This is a genomic window from Gammaproteobacteria bacterium (genome assembly GCA_011375345.1).
Classification (GTDB): Bacteria; Pseudomonadota; Gammaproteobacteria; order DRLM01; family DRLM01; genus DRLM01.
Window position 1 is genome coordinate 1 of record DRLM01000107.1, and the last position, 14853, is coordinate 14853.

A 14853-nucleotide genomic window follows, 5' to 3' on the forward strand; every position below is an offset into this window, starting at 1 on the left:
ATAGGGGGGATCAACAACGCGGAACTTGACCGCGTCGGGGCTCTGCTCCAGCTTCTCGGACATGGCCGCCTTCTCGCGCCGCACCAGCAATTCCTCATACTTGCTTTTGGTGACGTTGTAGTCCCGGTTCAGCTGCTTGAGCTGTACCTCCACTTCCGGAATCACATTGACCAGGCGCTTGAGTTCGTCAACCCGCCCTTTGTACTCCCGCACCCTGACTCTCAACGATGCCACGGTCGCTTCGGCTTCGCTCAAAGCGACCTGCAGCTGGGATTTGATAAGGTTGGATGCCCCCCTTGTCCCCTCATCCCCTGCTGAGGCTTGCCGGCCCTCCAACACCTTTTGGCGCTGTTTTTCAAGATCTTCAATGGTCCGCCGGGTCAGAATGACGTCGGGATGCTGTTCCGTGTAGCCAAGCAATAACTCGTCCAGACGCTTTTGCAAATTCAATATCCGGGCATCCAGCTCCGGAGTCAGACTGCCCGGCCCGCCCACCGGACCGCCTGGCGCCGCGGCAAACTTCCCTTCCCTTATCTGCCGCGCAAGTTCATCGCGCCGGTTTTGGGCTTCGCGCAACTCCAGCCGGGCCTGCTCCAGCCGCCCCATCGCCGCCTGCAAGCTGCTGTAGTAACTCCCCCCGTCTTTGGGCATGCGACCGAGGTTTTTCCGCTTGAACTCCTTCAGGCGGTTTTCGGCAGCAACCAAGCGCGCCTCATACTCTTCGATTTGTTGATCCAGAAACCGTTGGGCGGTATCAGAGTCCTTGCGGCTTTCACCCAGCGCCCCTTCCACAAACAAGGTCAATACGGCCTGGACCAGGCGCTTGGCCAAATCCGGATCGCTGTCCTGATAAGAAATACGATAAAGACTGTCTCTGTTCGTGCGACTGAGTTTGATCTTGCCTGCCAATCCGTTGAGCAGGCTGTCCATCTGTTCCGGCGTTTTGGCCTTCAGATCGAGATCAGTCATACGCGCGATCTTTTCCAGGCTCGGCCGGCTGAACAAGGTGCGGGTCATCAGGGAAAGCTCAGACTGGACATTGGACCGTACGGTCAACCCACTCAGCAGCGGGCGAAGCATGGTGGACGTGTCTACATAAACGCGCGCCGAGGCTGTGTACTGGTCAGGCAATGTTTGAACATACACCCAGCCCCCGATGCAAATCGGCCATGCCGCCAAAAACATGAACCAGCGGTAGCGCCAGGTGCCGCGGATATAGTCAATGATCTGCCCAAGAATTTCGTTCATTTCGTGTTTACCTAAATCCGGCTAAAACCACGCTTCGGGGATGATCAGCGTATCACCGGGGAGAATATCGACGTTCGCGTCTATATCACCGTCTTTGAGCAGATCGTCGATGCGGATGCCGTATTGCTTCCGCTCACCGTTCACAAAGCGGACGATGCTCGCGCCGTTGCCGTCGGCGAAGTCAGTCAAGCCGCCTACGGCAATCATCACATCCAGCAGGGTCATATACTGGCGGTAAGGCAAGGCCTGCGGGCGGGCGGCTTCACCGACGACGCGAACCTGCTCGCTGTAAGGCCCGGCGAATCCACCCATGATCACTGTAACTATGGGATCTTTGATGTACTTCGACAGTTCAACCTCGATGTCCCGCGCCACCTGTGTGGGCGTCTTGCCGCTTACAGACAAATCCTCAACCAGGGGTGTGGTGATCTTTCCGTCCGGACGCACCGAAACGCTCTGCGACACTTCCGGGTTGCGCCAGACGAATATGTTCAGCGAATCTCCGGGGCCCACCAAATAAGTGTATTCCTGCGGGTCTGAGGTGGAAGGGGGAATCCCCAGGGCGGGAGGCAGCGGCGGAAACTTCGACGCGCAGGCCGTCAGGCCCAGCGCACACAAACCCAATAACACCCCTTTGGACAATCCAGTTGTTTTTTTCACAGCACGCGAATCTCGGTTGACTTGGCTTACCATCTCTCCCAGCCAAGGTATCGGACACGATCAGGCCAATTTAAAGCGGCCTTTAGATTCATGGAATTATACAGGACACCCCTACTAGCGTCATGCTTAATCTGCGGACAGGGAGAATATGATGCAATTATTATTCCCGCTCTTGATATCCCGGCAGCAGCGGGAATGACCCTCCCGCCCCAGCCACTTCGGTTGCACAGCCTGCCACCAACCCGTGCCGCCCCGCTCAGCCGCCCCGCCCTGCCCGCGGAGGCCTGGGTTCCGCCGCAAAGGGCTGCGCGGGCCCCGGCTGTCCGGCCGGCCACAGCGTGCCCTTTTCAGTAATGAGCCGCCACACCGCGGGACTTTCCTTCGCCATGGCCCCAAGCACCTCATCCGCGACGGCGAAACAAGGCTGGCGCCAGCCGCGGTAGGAAACAGGCGGACCCAGGGCCTGAAACGCGATCCCAAAGCGGTTCAAAAACCGGAGCAGGGAGGGCTCCATCACGGCGTACCAATAGCGAACCCCGTGCGTCGCACTCATTCGCACAATGGCGGCGAACAAGCCAACGGTGATGTGGGGAATCAGGCGCCGCTCCGGCCCGGCTGACGCGTTCGCCGCCAGTGTCGGAGCGCCCCACTGGGTATTGGGTTCAGCCAGCCGGCGCTTGAATTCCCGGGACACACAAAACCGCGAAATCTCCGCCATCCACCGGCGCTCGGCCTCGGGCAGGGGACGCGGCAGACCCTCCCCGCAGTGTTTCTCCACCGGGAACGGGGTGCCCGGGCAGGCCGGGTCCGGCAGCACCAAGCGCACCGTGCCGGCCACCAGGCCCGACGATTTGTGAATCAACAAGCTATGGACGGCCCGCACATCGAACTCATCCCGCTCCAGGCCTTCACGAAAGGCCTCCTTGGGTTCAAAGCCCGTCTCCAGGCAATACACTTGGTAGCGCAGATGCAGGGCCTGGCGAATGCCGGCCTCGTCGTCAGCGGGGACCACCTCGAAATATTCGTTAAAACTCTCCACCATCGCGTCCATCGGACATCTCCTCGGCCGGCCCCCGGGCTTGCTTATACGCCCCTGTTTTTTCTAGGATTGATAATACGTGTCATAGTACGCGTCCCGCGCAGCGTTTCAGTGACAAATCTCACAAATTCACATAACTTGACAATGCGCCGCCGCCCTCCCTGAACCTCGGGCAGGCGGGGGCGGGCAACACAGCCTCCACATTTTCAGGACATGCCCATCATGGACGAACCCTTCGCCTACCCCAGCGCCTTCTCCAGGAATATCGGCTGGGTAACCAAAAAAGAACAGCAGACCCTGCGCCACCGGTGTGTGGCCATCGCCGGAATGGGGGGGGTTGGGGGCAGCCACTTGTTGACCCTGACGCGCATGGGTATCGGCCATTTCCGCATCGCCGATTTCGATACCTTTGAACTCGCCAACTTCAACCGCCAGGCGGGCGCTTCCATACCGTCGCTGGGCAGACCCAAGGTCGATGTACTGGCAGAACAAGCCTTGAGCATCAACCCGGAACTGGACATCCAACGCTTTCCCGAGGGTGTCACTGTAAGCAATCTCGACACCTTTTTGGACGGGGCGGATGTGTATCTGGACGGACTGGATTTTTTCGCCCTTGCGGCGCGGCGCGCCGTGTTTGGCGCCTGCGCCGCAAAACGCATTCCCGCTGTCACGGCGGCCCCCCTGGGCATGGGGGCCGCCATGCTCACCTTTCTGCCGGATGCCATGAATTTCGAGGACTATTTCCAACTCGACGGACGCCCGGAAGAGGAACAGCTGCTGTGCTTTCTTCTGGGCCTGTCACCGGCCATGCTGCAAACGGGCTATTTGGTGGACCCTTCCACCGTCGACCTCGCCGGCCACCGCGGCCCTTCCACCGCCATGGCCTGTGAACTGTGCGCCGGCCTCGCCGCCACGCAGGTGCTCAAAGTGCTGCTGGGGCGCGGTCCGCTCATTGCCGCGCCGCGGGGCCTGCATTTCGACGCCTACCGCAACAAGATGCGCATCACCTGGCGGCCCGGCGGCAACCGCCATCCATTACAGCGGCTGGCACTGGCCATCGCCCGGCGGCGCTTCGGATCGGCGCACTAAAGAGCACTATTGATTCGGCACCTCCCTGTGCCGCGACATTGACCCGGCGTTTCAATTGCCGGATTCGGCAGCTCACGAGGAAGATATTGTGCGGCAAAGCATTCTGGAACAGATATTGGACTTGGCCCGCTGGGCACCCAGCGGGGACAATACACAACCGTGGCGATTCGAAATATTGGACAGCACACACCTGATCGTCCACGGCTTCGACACCCGCGACGACTGCGTCTATGATCTGCAAGGCCATGCCAGCCAACTGTCCCTGGGTGCGCTGCTGGAAACCATGGCTGTTGCCGCAAGCACATTTGGCTGGTCCATGGAAAGCGAACGCGATGCCGGCAGCCCGGAGCACATGCCTCGCATCGACGTCCGGTTCACACCTGAGCCAACGCTTCCGGCTGACCCCCTGGCGCGCTTCATCACGAAGCGAAGCACCCAACGCCGCCCCATGAAACCCAGGCGCCTGATTATGAAACATCGCGCCAGACTGCAAGCCGCGCTACCTAGAAATTATTCGCTTGTGCTGCTGGGCAGCGCGACGGAGAAAGCCCGGGTCGCCCAGCTCTTGTTCGTCAATTCTTCCATTCGGCTTACCATTCCCCAAGCCTACGCAGTGCACCGGCGCGTGATCGAGTGGGGCAGCCGCACCAGCCACGACCGGATCCCTGATCAGGCAGTGGGCTTGAACCCGCTGAGCCTGCCGTTGATGCGCTGGACGATGAAAAAGTGGAAACGCGTCGAATTCATGAACCGCTACCTGGGCGGCACCTTGTTACCAAGACTGGAGCTGGACGTCATCCCGGCGCTGCTCTGCTCTGCTCACTTTGCCATCCTTGCGGCCACACCGCCTGTCACCATCAACGACCACATTGCCGCCGGACGGGCGATGCAGCGTTTATGGCTGACAGCCACGAGTCTGGGCTTGCAAATACAGCCTGAGATGACACCCTTGATATTCGCCGATTACGCCCGGAGCAAACTGGATTTCTGTGAAGACCCAATAGCCCTGAACAAAGCGGCCGATGTGGACACCCTGCTGGCCCGTGTTTTCGGCGATGGGGCGCGCAACCGGATGGTTTTCATGGGAAGAATCGGACATGGCGCGCCAATACGGGCCCGGTCGTTACGCATGCCGTTGGAAAAACTGATACACAAGGGGGAGTCAACGCAAAGCAACTCACGTCGCCGACAGGATCAAAACATATAGCGCCACTCGGTATAAACCCGGTCGCTGTCGTTAAAGCGGCCAAACACGCCCCGGGGCGACCCGTCCAGCACATCCACCCCGAACACAATCTGCCAGTTCCCGTTGGGCAGCCAGACCACTTTGGGGCGATACAGCCAGTCATCCCGGTTAAGACTGCCGATAATGAGCAGTTGCGGCTCCAGTTCCCCGCGCATGAACTTGTTACTGAGATAAAGGCTGTATCCCGTCTCCATGGCGTCCAGCAGAATGTCCTCGTCATGGCTGGGAAACCAGCGTTGAAACAACTGCACATTCAAGCGCAGATCGTCAAAGCTTCTTTCCATGCCGAGGGCGTAGTCGACACTGTCCTGCCGCACCACCCCGTCCGCGTCGGCGGCGCGGGTCACACTGTACCAGCGGTCTTTGGTGTAGACCGCCTCCAGCCGCAGCAGCCAGGGCTCAAAGTCCTTGGCCACCGTAGTCCCCAGCTGGAAAATGCGGTCGTGATCGGGACGGTACACCACCGTGGGCACGGGCCCGGACTCGATGCTCCGGGGGAAGTAGGGCTGGGCATCCATGCTGCTATAAAAAAAAACGGCTGTATCCCAGCCGGAATGAAGATAAGAGAGGCGCAGCCCGTAACCGACCTGGGCCGCATCACCCGCCGGCTTGCGCTCATCTTCGATGCGCAAGCCGTAGCCTTCCGGGGGCGGCGGTGGCCAGGGGTAGAACTCCGCGCCGGGCGCGCCGATTTCGTCATAGCTGGGGTAGGGAATCAAAATCGCCTCGGCGTGGAAATCCCCTTTGAAATACTCCCCCCGCGCCGCCCACTGGGGAATACGGAGCAGGCTGAAATCCTGCAGCACAAATTCGCGCATGTCCCTGGCCGACACCACGTCGGCAAAAAACAGCCCGACCATTTCGCCCCACACAATGTGCTGCCGGCCGAGCCGGAAATCCCAAGCCCCTGCCGGCACGTCGAGATAAGTTTCGCGCAGCGACAGATGGCTGCGCTGGTCTTCGGCCACGGCGCCGGGGTAGTAGTCGTCCAGCGCAAAGGCCAGATCATAACTGGCCCGGCCGCTCACCTTCCAGGCCGTGCGCCGCCCCCAGCGGCCGCGCTTGCTCAATTCCAGCAAATGACGGAATTTGGACAAATGGGACGGCCGGGGGAGGGTGTAAGCCAGATCAGTCTGATAAAAGCCGGTCACCGGCGGCGGCTGGGCGGCGGCGCTGAGCCCCAGCAGCAGATCGATGGTGTCCGACTCCAGCGGCGCGGGAAAAACCGGGCCGGACAGATCATCCAGCTCCGGCGGAGGCGGTGGCTCCAAGGGCAATTCATTGAGCTGCGGGGGCGGCGGCGTTGCTGGCGCAGGCGCTGGCTGGCGCGCAGGCGCCGGGGGTTCAGGCTGGGACACCGGGGGCCGTACCACAGGTTTTGGCGGCTGGGACACCGGTGGTGGTGGCGGTGCCGGCCTGCGCTTGGGCTTATTGACCCGCGGCGTTTTGGGCACCCAGGGCCGCGCCGAGGGCGCCACCTTGCGGATGAAGCCGGCGTACCCCAGGCGCTCCAGGCGGGGCAGAAGGGCTTTCGCATCCCGGTATGTAGGATAGGGCCCCACCATCAGGCGCGTCAGACGCCGCCCGCCGGCACCCTGAATCTCCTGCAGCAATATCGGGAAACCCGCCTGGGCCAGGGTGTCCTGGGCACGGAAAAAATGGCTGTTGCGGCTGTAAGCACCCACCTGGACGGCGAAATCGGCCTGCGACTCCACCGCCACGGCCAGCACACCCAACACCACCGCCACTATCCGAACACCCCAATAACGACCCACTCGCCACGCTCCTTGGCGCTTCCCGCGCCGCTGACCCGAATCACCGCTACCGCAGGCAACTGCACCACACACTCTCCCTTGTTTTCGGGTTGTGGGCAGAAAAATAAAGCATTCAGCAACAATCCAGCACACCGCACACGGTCCGGCCGGGCCATAACATCGCGGCGGGGGCGCCGCTCCCACGGCTACAAGCCCAGGTTTCGATCACATAAAGTGTCGTGCTGACTCGTCACCTGCATTCATCAGTCCGGCCTGGCACCTTACTGAATTGCTATATTATACCTGGGGCCACTGCACCGTATCAGTGCGAAACGGCCAGTGGCCCGCTTCTGGCCGGCGTCGGCGTGAGTGAATACCTCGTGCCCGATCCGTTGGACTTCCACACCCGACGATTCACACGCGGCAGCAATGGCCACTACGACAAAAACACCGTGCCCGGACGGCAAGACATTTTGCATCGGGACCGGTTTGGAGGCACCGAAATCAGGCTGTGGAAGGTGTTCAAGGCCGGCGCATCCGCAACGGACTGACGCCACCGACAAGGGCTACTCCACCAACTGCCCATCGCTGATCCGGACGACACGATCAGCCATTTCTATCACTTTGGGGTCGTGGGTGGAGAAAATGAAAGTGGTGTTATACTCCTTGTTCAGTGCCTTCATCAGGGTAAGAATACCGTTTCCGGTTTTGTGATCCAGATTGGCCGTGGGCTCGTCCGCCAGCACAATCTTGGGGTGCACCGCCAAAGCACGGGCAATGGCGACGCGTTGGCGCTGGCCCCCACTCAGCTCAGCGGGACGGCGATCAACAAATTGTTCCAGGCCCACGACCTTAAGGTAGTATCTGGCCCGCTCGCGCCGCTCGCGCTTGCCCACATCCTTGTGATTCAGCAAAGGGTATTCTACATTCTCCGCGGCGGACAACACGGGCAGCAGATTAAAGGTCTGAAATATAAAGCCGATAGTTCGCCCGCGCAGATCAGCAAGCTGATCGGGGCTTTTGTCTGACACCAGCTCGCCGTCAACCAGCACCCGGCCCTCAGAAGGTGAATCTATACACCCCATCAAATTCAGCAATGTGGATTTGCCACTCCCGGACGGCCCGGCGAGCGCCAGATATTCGCCCAATGAAACGGTTAAATTGATACCATTGAGCGCACGCACCTTGTGAGTGCCCAAAGAATACTCTTTGACAATGTTTTCCAGCACTACAACGTCCACTGTCATCCCCGATACGATGCCCCTAAAGTATTGATACGGAGCACGGTTATGAACTTTGCCACATTCAAAGCAGCAATTTTCTTCCCCGGCCTGATATTCCTGTCGCTTACACCCTTTTCGGCCGCCTGGTCAAAAGACGCCCCTTCGCCCGATGAAATTGTCCAGCTCGCCGATAACATCAGATTTCCGCAAACCGACTTTCAAGCGGATGTCACCATCACCAACTTCAACGTGGATGGCAGCCGGGAAACACGCAAATACCAACTGCTCTCCAAAGGGCGCGACCAGACTATCGTCAGCACCATTGAGCCCCCTTCGGAGCGTGGGCAAATCCTGTTGCTGAAGGAACATGACCTGTGGGCATTCATGCCCAACGTCTCTCAACCGATCAGGCTGTCCCTGGCACAAAGGCTGACCGGCGAAGTGGCCAACGGCGATCTGGCGCGGGCCAATTTTGCAGGAGACTATCACGCCTCACTGGCCAGATCCGATTTCATTGATGGCAAAACCTACCATGTGCTAGAACTCAAGGCCAAAAACAGAAGTGTCACCTACCACCGAGTGTTGTATTGGGTTGACGCGAACAGCTACTACCCTTACAAAGCCGAATTTTACGCCACTTCCGGCCGCCTCATGAAAACATGTTTCTACTCCGGCTACACCGTCATTGCCGGGCGGGAAAGGCCGGTCAAGCTCATAATGGAAGACGCCTTGCGCAAAGGGCGGCGTTCAAGCCTGGAATACACCAACATGACCATCCGGCCAATACCAGACAAAGTCTTTACCAAAGACTATCTCAAAAAACTTCAGTAACACCCCTTCAGCAGTTCCGTTGGTTGGACCTGTCGCATGCGCATGGCGGGCCAGACCGCCGCCAGCACAGACGCCAGCCATGCCACCAGCGCGCTGCTTGTCAGGATCCATGTATTCAGGCGAATCTCCGCCATATAGCCTTCATTCATATTCGGCGGAGCTGGCATTTCGATGCCATGCCACGACGCGAGCACCGCAACAAGACCGCCAAAAACAACACCTATACCGGCACCCACCGCACCCAGCAGCAGACTCTCTGCAAATATCATGTAAACCAACTGCCTGGCCTTAAACCCAAGCACGAGCAAGGTTCCGAACTCCGGCATCCTTTCCCGCACAGAGATGTTAATGCTGTTGACAATGGCCAGCACCACCATGAGCAACACGACAAACACCAGCGCACCGAATTGCCGATCATACATGGCCACCACTTTTTGATAAAAACCCGCGAGCTGCTCCCAGGATCTCACCTCATAAGTCCCGTCTCCGGTCATGCGGCGGATTTGCGCCACCACGGCATCCGTGAACCGGGTATCACTGAGAAACACCGTGTAACTGTGAACACTGTTGACCAGCAGCAAATCCTTGGCGGAAGACAACACCACACGCACCGCCCTTGCATCATATTCCTTAGACAGGGTTCTGAACACTCCCACAACATCCAGATCCAGAGTATTCATTGCGCCTTCCGGCGTGGTCACCAACAGCATGACGGTATCCCCCACCGTCACATCCAGAGCGCGCGCCACCCCTTCCCCCAACATGACGCCATAGGGTTGGGCTGAAGCCAGACGCTCACCCGCCAGCACCTGCAAGCCCTCGAAAACCTGATTTTCTTTTTCCGGCTCCACACCCTCACCGATAACTGGAAGATCAGCCACGCCGTTGCTGAGCAAAGCGCTGAATTTGAGCCTCGCAATGACATACTTCACATGCGCCAGCGCAGCCAAGCGGCTGCCGATTGGATCATCATCAGGAATCATGTACTGGTAGGGCGCTACCCGGCCATGGGTGAGATAGCCTTCTGCAAAGACCTGAATGTGGCCCAGCTCGGAACGAATTGTACCTTCCCGCAACTTGTAAAATATGTCGTTGACAAAGCCTCCGGCGGAAATCAGGCATACCACGCCCACGACCATGGCCAACAACGTCGCCCCGGCCCGGAAACGGTGACGAAAAATGTTTCTGAACGCAAGACTCCACATGTTTGCCCGCCTCAACCCTCAGCGCAACGCCGCCACAATATTGAGCCTGGATACGCGCCAGGCGGGCAGGACACTGGCCACCGAGCAGGCCACGACTGCCAACACCAATGCTTTCACCATAATTTCCGGCGTCAGGCGGATCGCAGCATCAAAGCCGACAGCCACACCCGGCGGCGGCGGCATCGGAATGCCGATGGCCGACAACACCAGTGCCAGTACGCCACCGGCCAAAATGCCAATGGTCCCGCCGACCATACCCAGCATCACCCCCTCCAGGGCCACCATGAATACTACCGCGCGTTTAGGGAAACCCAACGCCATCATCGTCCCCAGCTCCCGGGTGCGCTCGAACACCACCATCACCATGGTGTTGGAAATGCTGAGCACGATAACCAACAGGATCAAGCCCCACACCACGGACACTTGTTTTGAAAAAAGGGCCACGGTTTTTTGGTAGAAAACCGCCTGTTCATACCAGGGCACAACATCCAGGCCGCGTCCAGCCAGTTGTTTTATCACAGCCCCCACCTGATCCGTATAGCGGGTATCATCCAGGGCCACCACCCAGGTATGCGACCCTTCCACCGCAAGCAAGGTCCGCGCCAGGGAAATGGGTACGCGCAAAGCAATATCGTCATACGCCTTGCTGGAGGTGAAAAAGATACCGCTCACCCGCACTTCTGAGGCCGATATCCCGCCTGAGCGTTTCGTCGCCACCAAGACCACCGTGTCCCCCACCTCCGCCCCCAACAAGGCGGCCAGCCCCTGGCCCAGCACCACCTCAGCACCGGAACCGGCCGTGAGATTCCCACCCTGCAAGATGCGCAGTTGCCTGCTGGCCACCCGCTCTTTCTCAGGAATCACTCCCACACCCAGAAAGGACACGGTCGTCTCACCCTTGGCAATCAGGCCGGAAAAGTTCAAACGCGGCGCCACCGCCGCAACATGCGTCAAGCGCTCAATCGCATCAACCGTCTGCGGCCGCTCGGGTAAGAGGTAGGCGTAAGGATCCGCCACACCCTTTTGCAAATAGCCTGGGCGCATGATTTGGATATGCCCCAGTTGCGATTCGATGGCCGCCTCCCGCATGGCCCACAAAATCCATTCGATAAAGCCCGTCGCCAGGACCAGTGCAATCACGCCGAAGGCGATGGCTCCCAGAGCGGAACCGGTCCGGCCCCGCTGACGAAGCAGGTTGCGCAAGGCTAAGGTAAGGTAATTCATGGACACCACTGCGGGGAGATCAAGCTCCAACATACAGCCACGCGGGCCTTGTGTGACATGGGCTCACCCGTGCGCCTCTGCAAGCAACAGTAAAGCATAATGCCGTATCTTAATCATACGAGGTTTCGCCCCATACACAAGCCGGGAGCACATCGCACCGTGTTGCACAGACTTTCTGTTAGAGATAAAACACCGTAGTATGCAACACGCAAGGCGTCTTGCCTCAGACAAACGCCAGCAGCACTGCATCATACGACCGCCATGGCATGAGTGGAAGCACAAGGATGAACCAGCCGCGACAATACCGCCCCCGCATCCTTTTTTTTGGGGAAGCCGTCACTCTCGCTCACGTGGCGCGGCCGTTCACCCTTGCCCAGAGCCTGGACAGCGATCGCTACGAAGTGTATTTCGCTTCCGATCCCCGTTACGCGAGTTTGTTTCCCGACACCCGGATAACAAGTGTGGCCGTTGACTCCATTCCCAGCGCCACCTTCCTAAAGGCCCTGGCTCAAGGTCGTCGATTATACAGTCGTCAAAACCTCGAACAGTATGTAGAAGAAGATCTTGAAATCATCGGCAAAGTCAAACCAGACTTGATAGTCGGCGACTTCCGCCTGTCGCTGGCGGTAAGCGCTCCCTTGGCGGGAGTTTCTCTTTGCGCCATCACCAACAGTTACTGGAGCCCGTATTCACAATCGATGTTCCCGATTCCCGAGCACCCCACAACAGCGTTGCTGGGCGTAACATTCGCGCAAAGACTCTTTTCTGGTTTGCGGCCTTTTATCTTTGGGTGGCACGCCAGACCGCTCAACCAGCTTCGCCGCCAGCACCAACTTAGGCCCCTGGGGCACAACTTGCGCCGTCTGTACACCTGGGCCGACTACGTGCTATATGCCGACGTTCCCGAATTGTCGTCAGTATCGAACCCGCCCGCCAACCACTTATTTCTTGGTCCTATGCTATGGTCACCCTCGGTACTACTACCAAGATGGTGGAAAGAGCTACCAGATGGCGACCCGATAGTCTACGTTAGTCTGGGCAGTTCCGGGAAGGAAGCACTGTTGCCGCAAATCATTCGCGGGCTCGCGCACGCGCCTGTGACCTTGGCCGTCGCAACCTTGGGAACGGTGCCGGAAATCCCCGTGCCGGAAAACACTTTTGTCGCCGATTACCTCCCCGGTGACAAGCTGGCGGCCCGCGCCGATTTGGTCATCTGCAATGGCGGCAGCCCGGCCACCCAACAGGCGTTGGCCGTTGGCACTCCCGTGCTGGGCATCGCCAGCAATATGGATCAGCATTTGAATATGAGCGAAGTCCAGCGCTTCGGCGCCGGCTGCTTGTTGCGTTCGGAACACTGCAACGCGGACTCAGTGCGCAATTTGGTGAACCGTATGCTGAGCGATTCCCGCTATGGGGAAGCAGCGAGAAAAACGGCAGCGCTCTATCAACGCTACAGCGCCACCAAACGCTTCCAGGCATTCATTGAGGGGCTGGTGAGAAATTCGGCTTAGCCCACATCCTTGATCTTCCGGGCAGGCACGCCGCCCCACATCTCAGCGGCCGGAATAGTGGTTCCAGGTGGCACAACGGCAGCGGCTGTCAGAACGGCCCCCTCACCGATCGTCACGCCCGACATAACAACCACCTTGACGCCCACTGTTGCCCTGGCCCCAATCACCACTGGATCCAGTATAATGACGCCACTGGTAATGGTGTGTGCGGTAATCACTGCATCCTGCCCGATAATCGCCTCATCCCCAATAGATATGAACTGGGGATCCACCAATATCCCCCCTAACGCAACATCTTTCCCAACCGCGGCACCAAACAGCCTGGCAACGAGCGGGCGGGCGAATACAGTGGTGAAAGGAAGCAAAGCCCCGCGTCCGAACTCATACACCACGGTAAACAATTTCCACCAACGAAACACGGGGTCTTCCATGGCATACTCACCCGGGCGAAGCTGGCCTCCACGCAAAATCAAACGGCAGGCCAGGGCGGCGAGCACACCAAAGAACAACAAAAACAGCGCGGCGTCCGCCAACACATGGTATCCACCCAGGTACCTGGATGTGAGCATGTGGGACACCAGTGCGGCACCGGCCAAGCCAAGCACTGCGATGGTGGCCAAGACCAGCGAAGACGCCATATAGTCCCAGGTTTCGGTCTTCATGATTTCCTTGTCTCAAGCTGAACCGCCATCCGGATTCCGTCAAGGAAACTGGCGATCTTTTAAGCCGGGAAATGGGATGGACAAGCGGAAATTATAGAAAAAACGGCCCCATCTTTCGATGAGGCCGCTTCGTTTCTTAACACCGCTGACAGCGGCAGATTACACGCCTTCAGGCGGCAAGCTGTTTTTGTTTTTTGCGGCGGCTGGCAACCATGCCGGCAGCAACCAAACCAGCGCCCATCAGCCCCAGAGCGGAAGGCTCGGGAACGGTGGTGATGCTATCCAATCTCAAATCCACGTTCACCGTTCCACCCGCAGGGTTCAGCACAAGCTCCAAGGCGCCTAAGTTGGTCAGATCCACAGGCGCAGTGTTGGCCGAACCACAAGTGATGGAGTTCACGCCAGGGGCGGGATTGACGGTGCCGCAAAGGGCCACCGTAGTGAATCCGCTGAAGGGGATATACGATGTGACCGGGCCCGTACCAGCCGGAACAGCATGCGCCGTGAAGCTGATCGTGGTCCACGTGACGGCATCGGTCCAAGCGTTCACAATAAACTCATACCCGAGATCAGACTCCACAGTCGTCACGGCGAACGAATTAAGCGTCCCGCCATCAGTCAGGTCCAAACCGCCCAAACCAGTGTAGTCGATGGTCTCATCCGTATTGGTCCCGCCATCCCATTGAACGCCACCTACACCACCGACGCCGCTGTCGTTACTAAAGCGCAGCTCACCCCCGAAAACGCCGATGCTGGTACCAGCAAACCCCGGGACAGCGCCGCTAATCGCATCCACATACAGATCGCGATTGCCTCCCAGAATAGTGGGATCACCCGCCCCCACGGAACTGGAAACCAAACCCGCGCCCGCACCGTTGGTCTGATCTTCTATCTTCGCTTGGTCAGTTGAAAACAGATCGATGGTGCCTGCGTTCGCGCCCATGCTCAGCGCAAACAAGGCGGGAGCACCCAGCCACTTTAGTTGTTTTTTCATCATCAATACTCCTGTATGTCCAGTTATGAGGTGTTTCAGCCCCAGTTTATGCGCCCTGTGAGCACAATGCCCGGTTTCGCGTACCTACAGGGAAAGCTAAATGCGTGCCAAAACATGTTTTTTATTATATATCATAAAGATAACAGCAGAACCCCACCCTCCGATCA

At 58.7% G+C, this 14853-nt stretch carries 14 protein-coding genes; 5 read left to right on the forward strand and 9 right to left on the reverse strand.

Annotated elements, in window-relative coordinates; genetic code table 11:
* The 3 genes from ENJ19_07850 to ENJ19_07860 all read right to left on the reverse strand — a co-directional run.
* On the reverse strand, positions 1-1248 hold a 1248-nt coding region (locus tag ENJ19_07850), incomplete at its 3' end, for a chain length-determining protein (GenBank protein HHM05640.1).
* A gap of 21 nt (positions 1249-1269) precedes the next feature.
* The gene (locus tag ENJ19_07855; GenBank protein HHM05641.1) at positions 1270-1872 is read right to left on the reverse strand and encodes a sugar ABC transporter substrate-binding protein; all 603 of its coding nucleotides are present in this window, start codon (positions 1870-1872) and stop codon (positions 1270-1272) included.
* Between the two features lie 292 nt (positions 1873-2164).
* The gene (locus ENJ19_07860; protein ID HHM05642.1) at positions 2165-2959 is read right to left on the reverse strand and encodes a PEP-CTERM/exosortase system-associated acyltransferase; all 795 of its coding nucleotides are present in this window, start codon (positions 2957-2959) and stop codon (positions 2165-2167) included.
* A 210-nt stretch (positions 2960-3169) separates the two neighbouring features.
* Here ENJ19_07860 and ENJ19_07865 point away from each other — a divergent pair, with 210 nt between their 5' ends.
* Positions 3170-4036 (forward strand): ThiF family adenylyltransferase, encoded by an 867-nt coding sequence (locus ENJ19_07865; GenBank protein HHM05643.1) that lies wholly within the window; start codon positions 3170-3172, stop codon positions 4034-4036.
* An 85-nt stretch (positions 4037-4121) separates the two neighbouring features.
* Positions 4122-5243, forward strand: a complete 1122-nt coding sequence (locus ENJ19_07870; GenBank protein ID HHM05644.1) for a molybdopterin biosynthesis protein MoeY — start codon at positions 4122-4124, stop codon at positions 5241-5243.
* On the opposite strand, the gene ENJ19_07875 is transcribed toward ENJ19_07870, so the two are convergent.
* Complete coding sequence (locus ENJ19_07875; protein ID HHM05645.1) at positions 5231-7240, reverse strand: SPOR domain-containing protein; 2010 nt, start codon at positions 7238-7240, stop codon at positions 5231-5233. The genes ENJ19_07870 and ENJ19_07875 overlap by 13 nt on opposite strands.
* Positions 7241-7401: 161 nt before the next feature.
* Here ENJ19_07875 and ENJ19_07880 point away from each other — a divergent pair, with 161 nt between their 5' ends.
* Positions 7402-7587, forward strand: coding sequence for a hypothetical protein (locus ENJ19_07880; GenBank protein ID HHM05646.1), 186 nt, complete (start codon positions 7402-7404; stop codon positions 7585-7587).
* Positions 7588-7602: 15 nt separating this feature from the next.
* Here ENJ19_07880 and ENJ19_07885 read toward each other — a convergent pair whose 3' ends face one another.
* Positions 7603-8277, reverse strand: coding sequence for an ABC transporter ATP-binding protein (locus tag ENJ19_07885; protein ID HHM05647.1), 675 nt, complete (start codon positions 8275-8277; stop codon positions 7603-7605).
* A gap of 48 nt (positions 8278-8325) precedes the next feature.
* On the opposite strand from ENJ19_07885, the gene ENJ19_07890 reads away from it, so the two are divergent.
* A complete protein-coding gene (locus ENJ19_07890) occupies positions 8326-9090 on the forward strand; it encodes an outer membrane lipoprotein-sorting protein (GenBank protein ID HHM05648.1) in 765 nt (254 codons plus the stop codon).
* On the opposite strand, the gene ENJ19_07895 is transcribed toward ENJ19_07890, so the two are convergent.
* Complete coding sequence (locus ENJ19_07895; protein ID HHM05649.1) at positions 9084-10295, reverse strand: ABC transporter permease; 1212 nt, start codon at positions 10293-10295, stop codon at positions 9084-9086. The genes ENJ19_07890 and ENJ19_07895 overlap by 7 nt on opposite strands.
* A gap of 18 nt (positions 10296-10313) precedes the next feature.
* Positions 10314-11519, reverse strand: a complete 1206-nt coding sequence (locus tag ENJ19_07900) for an ABC transporter permease (GenBank protein ID HHM05650.1) — start codon at positions 11517-11519, stop codon at positions 10314-10316.
* 284 nt (positions 11520-11803) lie between these two features.
* On the opposite strand from ENJ19_07900, the gene ENJ19_07905 reads away from it, so the two are divergent.
* Positions 11804-13030: a glycosyl transferase family 1 gene (locus tag ENJ19_07905; protein HHM05651.1), complete on the forward strand. Its 1227-nt coding sequence runs from the start codon at positions 11804-11806 to the stop codon at positions 13028-13030.
* Here ENJ19_07905 and ENJ19_07910 read toward each other — a convergent pair.
* Positions 13027-13692 (reverse strand): hypothetical protein, encoded by a 666-nt coding sequence (locus ENJ19_07910; GenBank protein ID HHM05652.1) that lies wholly within the window; start codon positions 13690-13692, stop codon positions 13027-13029. The two genes, ENJ19_07905 and ENJ19_07910, sit on opposite strands and share 4 nt — an antisense overlap.
* A gap of 169 nt (positions 13693-13861) precedes the next feature.
* Entirely contained in the window at positions 13862-14689 is an 828-nt protein-coding gene (locus ENJ19_07915; protein ID HHM05653.1) for a PEP-CTERM sorting domain-containing protein, read from the reverse strand.
* Between the last annotated feature and the right edge of the window lie 164 nt (positions 14690-14853).